Source organism: Bacillus sp. JJ1503, from assembly GCF_036965125.1.
GTDB lineage: Bacteria > Bacillota > Bacilli > Bacillales > Cytobacillaceae > Cytobacillus.
The window spans coordinates 1-4,080 of sequence record NZ_JBALOZ010000261.1; the positions used below are offsets into that span (position 1 = coordinate 1).

The following is a 4,080-nucleotide window of genomic DNA, read 5'->3' on the forward strand; positions in this document are numbered from 1 at the left end:
AAAAAAACAGATTTAAAGGAGGATTTTTTAGATGCAAGAGCGTTTAAAAGAACTGCAAAGCGAAGCGTTGGACAAAATCAGTCAAGTGTCCGATTTAAAAGAGCTAAATGATATTCGAGTATCTTATTTGGGAAAAAAAGGACCCATTACAGAAGTATTGAAAGGCATGGGGAAATTATCTGCCGAAGAACGCCCAGTCATGGGGGCACTAGCGAATGAAGTACGTGATGCTATTGCAGCAGGAATTGAAGAGAAGCAAATACATTTAGAAGAGGCAGCTGTTCAAGAAAAACTGGCAGGTGAAAAAATTGATGTTACCTTGCCAGGCCGTCCAGTGAAAACGGGAAATCATCACCCTCTTACAAGCATCGTAGAGGAAATTGAAGACTTATTTATTGGGATGGGTTATACAATTGCTGAAGGACCCGAGGTAGAAAGTGATTATTATAATTTCGAAGCGCTAAACTTGCCAAAGGATCACCCAGCTCGTGATATGCAGGATTCCTTCTATATTACAGAAGACATTCTTCTACGTACCCAAACATCCCCTGTACAAGCGAGAACAATGGAAAAGCACAAAGGGAAAGGTCCTGTGAAAATTATTTGTCCAGGAAAAGTGTTCCGACGTGATAATGACGATGCTACACACTCCCATCAGTTTATGCAAATTGAAGGTCTAGTTGTCGATGAAAACATTCGCATGAGTGATTTAAAGGGAACTTTAGAATTGTTCGCGAAGAAGTTATTTGGAGAAGACAGAGAAATCCGCTTACGCCCAAGTTTCTTCCCATTCACTGAGCCTTCAGTAGAGGTGGATGTATCCTGCTTTAAATGTGGTGGGAAGGGCTGTAACATTTGCAAAAAAACCGGCTGGATTGAAATATTAGGAGCTGGTATGGTCCATCCGAATGTACTTGAAATGTCAGGCTTTGATTCAAAGAAATACTCTGGATTTGCATTCGGAATGGGAGTGGAGCGGATTGCCATGCTGAAATACGGCATCGATGATATTCGCCATTTCTATACAAATGATGTGCGTTTCTTAAAACAATTCTCTATTAATGAATAGTTTACAGCTGCTAAAAGGGTTAGAAAAATGAGATACAGGAGGATATAACATGTTTGTTTCATATAAATGGCTGCAGGATTATGTTGATTTATCAGGTGTGACCCCAGCAGAGCTTGCAGAAAGAATTACGAAAAGCGGTATAGAGGTTGAAGGCATAGAGGTTCTAAATGAAGGGATTCGCGGTGTTGTCATTGGGCATGTTCTTGAAAGAGAGCAGCATCCGAATGCTGATAAATTAAATAAATGCTTAGTCGATATTGGTGGTGAAGAGCCTGTACAAATCATTTGTGGCGCACCTAATGTTGATAAAGGGCAAAAGGTTGCAGTCGCAACAGTTGGTGCCGTTCTACCAGGCAATTTCAAAATCAAAAAGGCAAAGCTTCGCGGAGAGGAATCAAATGGAATGATCTGTTCCCTTCAGGAGCTTGGGATTGAAAGCAAGCTTGTGGCAAAGGAATATTCAGAGGGCATTTATGTATTCCATCAAGGGGCCGAGGTTGGAACAGATGCAATTGAACAATTACATCGAGATGACCAAGTGTTAGAGCTTGGCTTAACTCCGAATCGTTCTGATTGCTTAAGTTTACTTGGAGTTGCCTATGAAGTGGCAGCGATTTTAGGAAGAGAAGTGAAGCTTCCTGAAACAGATCATGCTGAATTATCAGAAAATGCTTCTGATTATATTCGAGTTGATGTGGAGGCACCTGAAGATAACTCGTTATATATTGCAAAAGTCATTAAAAATGTACAAATCAAGCCATCTCCTCTATGGATGCAAGGAAGATTGATGGCATCAGGCATTCGTCCGCATAATAATGTTGTTGATATTACAAACTATATTTTGCTTGAATATGGCCAGCCGCTTCATGCTTTCGACTATGACCGTTTTGGGTCAAAGCAAATTCTCGTTCGCCGTGCGAAGGATGGAGAAATCATCCAAACACTAGATGAAGCAAAAAGAGAATTAACTTCAGACCACCTACTTATCACAAATGGCAAAGAGCCAGTTGCCCTTGCGGGTGTTATGGGAGGCTTGGACTCTGAGGTACAATCCGATACAAAAACGGTTCTTCTTGAATCTGCATTTTTTAAAGGCGCAACAGTCAGAAAAGCATCTAAAGATCACGGTTTACGAAGCGAAGCAAGCGCGCGTTTTGAAAAAGGCGTTGATCCAAACAGAGTAAGAGCAGCAGCAGAAAGGGCTGCACATCTGCTCGAAAAATATGCTGGCGGAGAAGTGTTAGCAGGTTCTGTGGAAGCTAATACATTAAAGGTTGAACCGGCCATCGTTTCTGTTACATTAGATAAAATCAATCGTGTACTGGGAACATCATTAGAAATGAAAGACATTGAGGATATTTTTGCCCGTCTTCAATTTGAAACAAGTGTGGACGGAGATTCTATTATTGTAACAGTTCCTACCCGCCGTGGTGATATCACCATTGAAGAGGATTTAATTGAAGAAGTAGCTAGACTATTTGGCTATGATAATCTTGGATCAACTCTTCCATTTGGTTCATCAACACCGGGCCATTTAACAGCCTATCAAAATAAGCGCAGAATCGTCCGCAGATACCTTGAGGGAGCAGGCCTATACCAAGCGATCACTTATTCATTGACAAGCGGATCGAAAGCAACGCAATATGCATTAGAAACGCGGGAGCCCATTCGTTTGGCGATGCCGATGAGTGAGGAGCATAGCACACTTCGACTAAGCATCATTCCACAGCTCCTGAATGTCTTAAAACACAATGCTGCACGACAAAATGAACATCTTGCTGTTTATGAGATCGGAGATGTATTCCTTTCAGAAGGCAAGGATGTATTGCCAGAAGAACGAGAACATCTTGCTGGTGCAATAACAGGTTTGTGGCAAAGCCATCTATGGCAAGGAGAAAAGAAGCCAGTTGATTTCTTTGTTGTAAAAGGAATTCTTGAAGGCTTATTTGCTAGTATCGGTCTAGAAAATGTAATTGAGTATCGTCAAGCTGTAAGAGATGGATTGCACCCAGGCAGAACAGCAGACATCATCTTGAATGGCGAAGTAGCTGGTTTTGTAGGCCAAACGCATCCAACAGTAGAAAAAGAATACGATTTAAAAGAGACTTATGTTTTTGAGCTAAGCTTAAAGGCTATTTTAGAAGCAGAGACAGCGCCTTTACATTACCAAGCCATCCCGCGCTATCCATCTATCACACGTGATATCGCGCTCGTTGTCGATAAAGCTGCAGCTGCTGGAGAATTAGGAAGTATTATTAAGGAAGCAGGCGGAGCATTATTGAAGGAAGTTCAAGTATTTGATTTATACGAGGGCGACCGAATGGAGGAAGGTAAGAAATCTATTGCCTTCTCGCTTAAATATTTTGATCCTGAACGTACGTTAACGGATGAAGATGTTGTGAAAGCCCATGATAAAGTATTACAGGCAGTGAAGGATAAAGCTGGAGCTGTATTAAGAGGATAAACAACTAGGGGATGCCATTTGTGGCATCCCCTGTTTTTATTTTCGGTACTTCGATGCTACTAATCGCTTCGCCTTTTCTGTATTAGCAAAATGAAGCTTTACGAAGGCTGGCAGGCATTCAAGCCCTTTTTCATGAATAAGCCTCGCAGCTGCCTCATCAACCTTTGCCCCAGCCCCTTTTGTAATCTTAAATCCAGCGGCTTTGCTCAAATTGTCAAAGTGCTTGATGAACGCATATCTTGCGAGAATCGATGCAGCTGCTACTGCTAGGTGAATGCCCTCCGCTTTCGTACTAAAATACACATTTTCCGTTTGGACGACTGACTCCTTATTTAAGTATGAATAATACACTTCCTCTTTAGCAAACTGGTCAATTAAAATCGCTTCGGGAACGTTTGGAGCAATTTTTTTTAGGAGATGCCCGATTGCTTGATTATGAAGCAAAGCTTTCATTTTGCCCTGTGACATGCCTGATTGCTGCAGTTTATTATATTTTTCATTGTGTAATGTTAATAGACTAAAAGGGACAATATCTTTAATTTCCTTG

At 41.3% G+C, this 4,080-nt stretch carries 3 protein-coding genes; 2 read left to right on the forward strand and 1 reads right to left on the reverse strand.

Features of this window, described 5'->3' with window-relative positions; all coding sequences use genetic code 11:
- Positions 1–31: 31 nt before the first annotated feature.
- Complete coding sequence (gene pheS, locus V7149_RS19255) at positions 32–1,069, forward strand: phenylalanine--tRNA ligase subunit alpha (protein ID WP_335347214.1); 1,038 nt, start codon at positions 32–34, stop codon at positions 1,067–1,069.
- 49 nt (positions 1,070–1,118) lie between these two features.
- Positions 1,119–3,533 carry a phenylalanine--tRNA ligase subunit beta gene (pheT, locus tag V7149_RS19260; RefSeq protein ID WP_335347215.1) on the forward strand — a complete coding sequence of 805 codons (2,415 nt, stop codon included), beginning with the start codon at positions 1,119–1,121 and terminating at the stop codon, positions 3,531–3,533.
- A 36-nt stretch (positions 3,534–3,569) separates the two neighbouring features.
- On the opposite strand, the gene rnhC is transcribed toward pheT, so the two are convergent.
- Positions 3,570–4,080 (reverse strand): ribonuclease HIII (gene rnhC / locus V7149_RS19265; RefSeq protein ID WP_335347216.1); only part of this gene is annotated, 511 nt, incomplete at its 5' end.

Bases quoted from the DNA above. Each gene is read 5' to 3' on its own strand.
- pheT (WP_335347215.1), top strand. From the start codon at position 1,119: ATGTTTGTTTCATATAAATGGCTGCAGGATTATGTTGATTTATCAGGT.
- pheS (WP_335347214.1), top strand. From the start codon at position 32: ATGCAAGAGCGTTTAAAAGAACTGCAAAGCGAAGCGTTGGACAAAATC.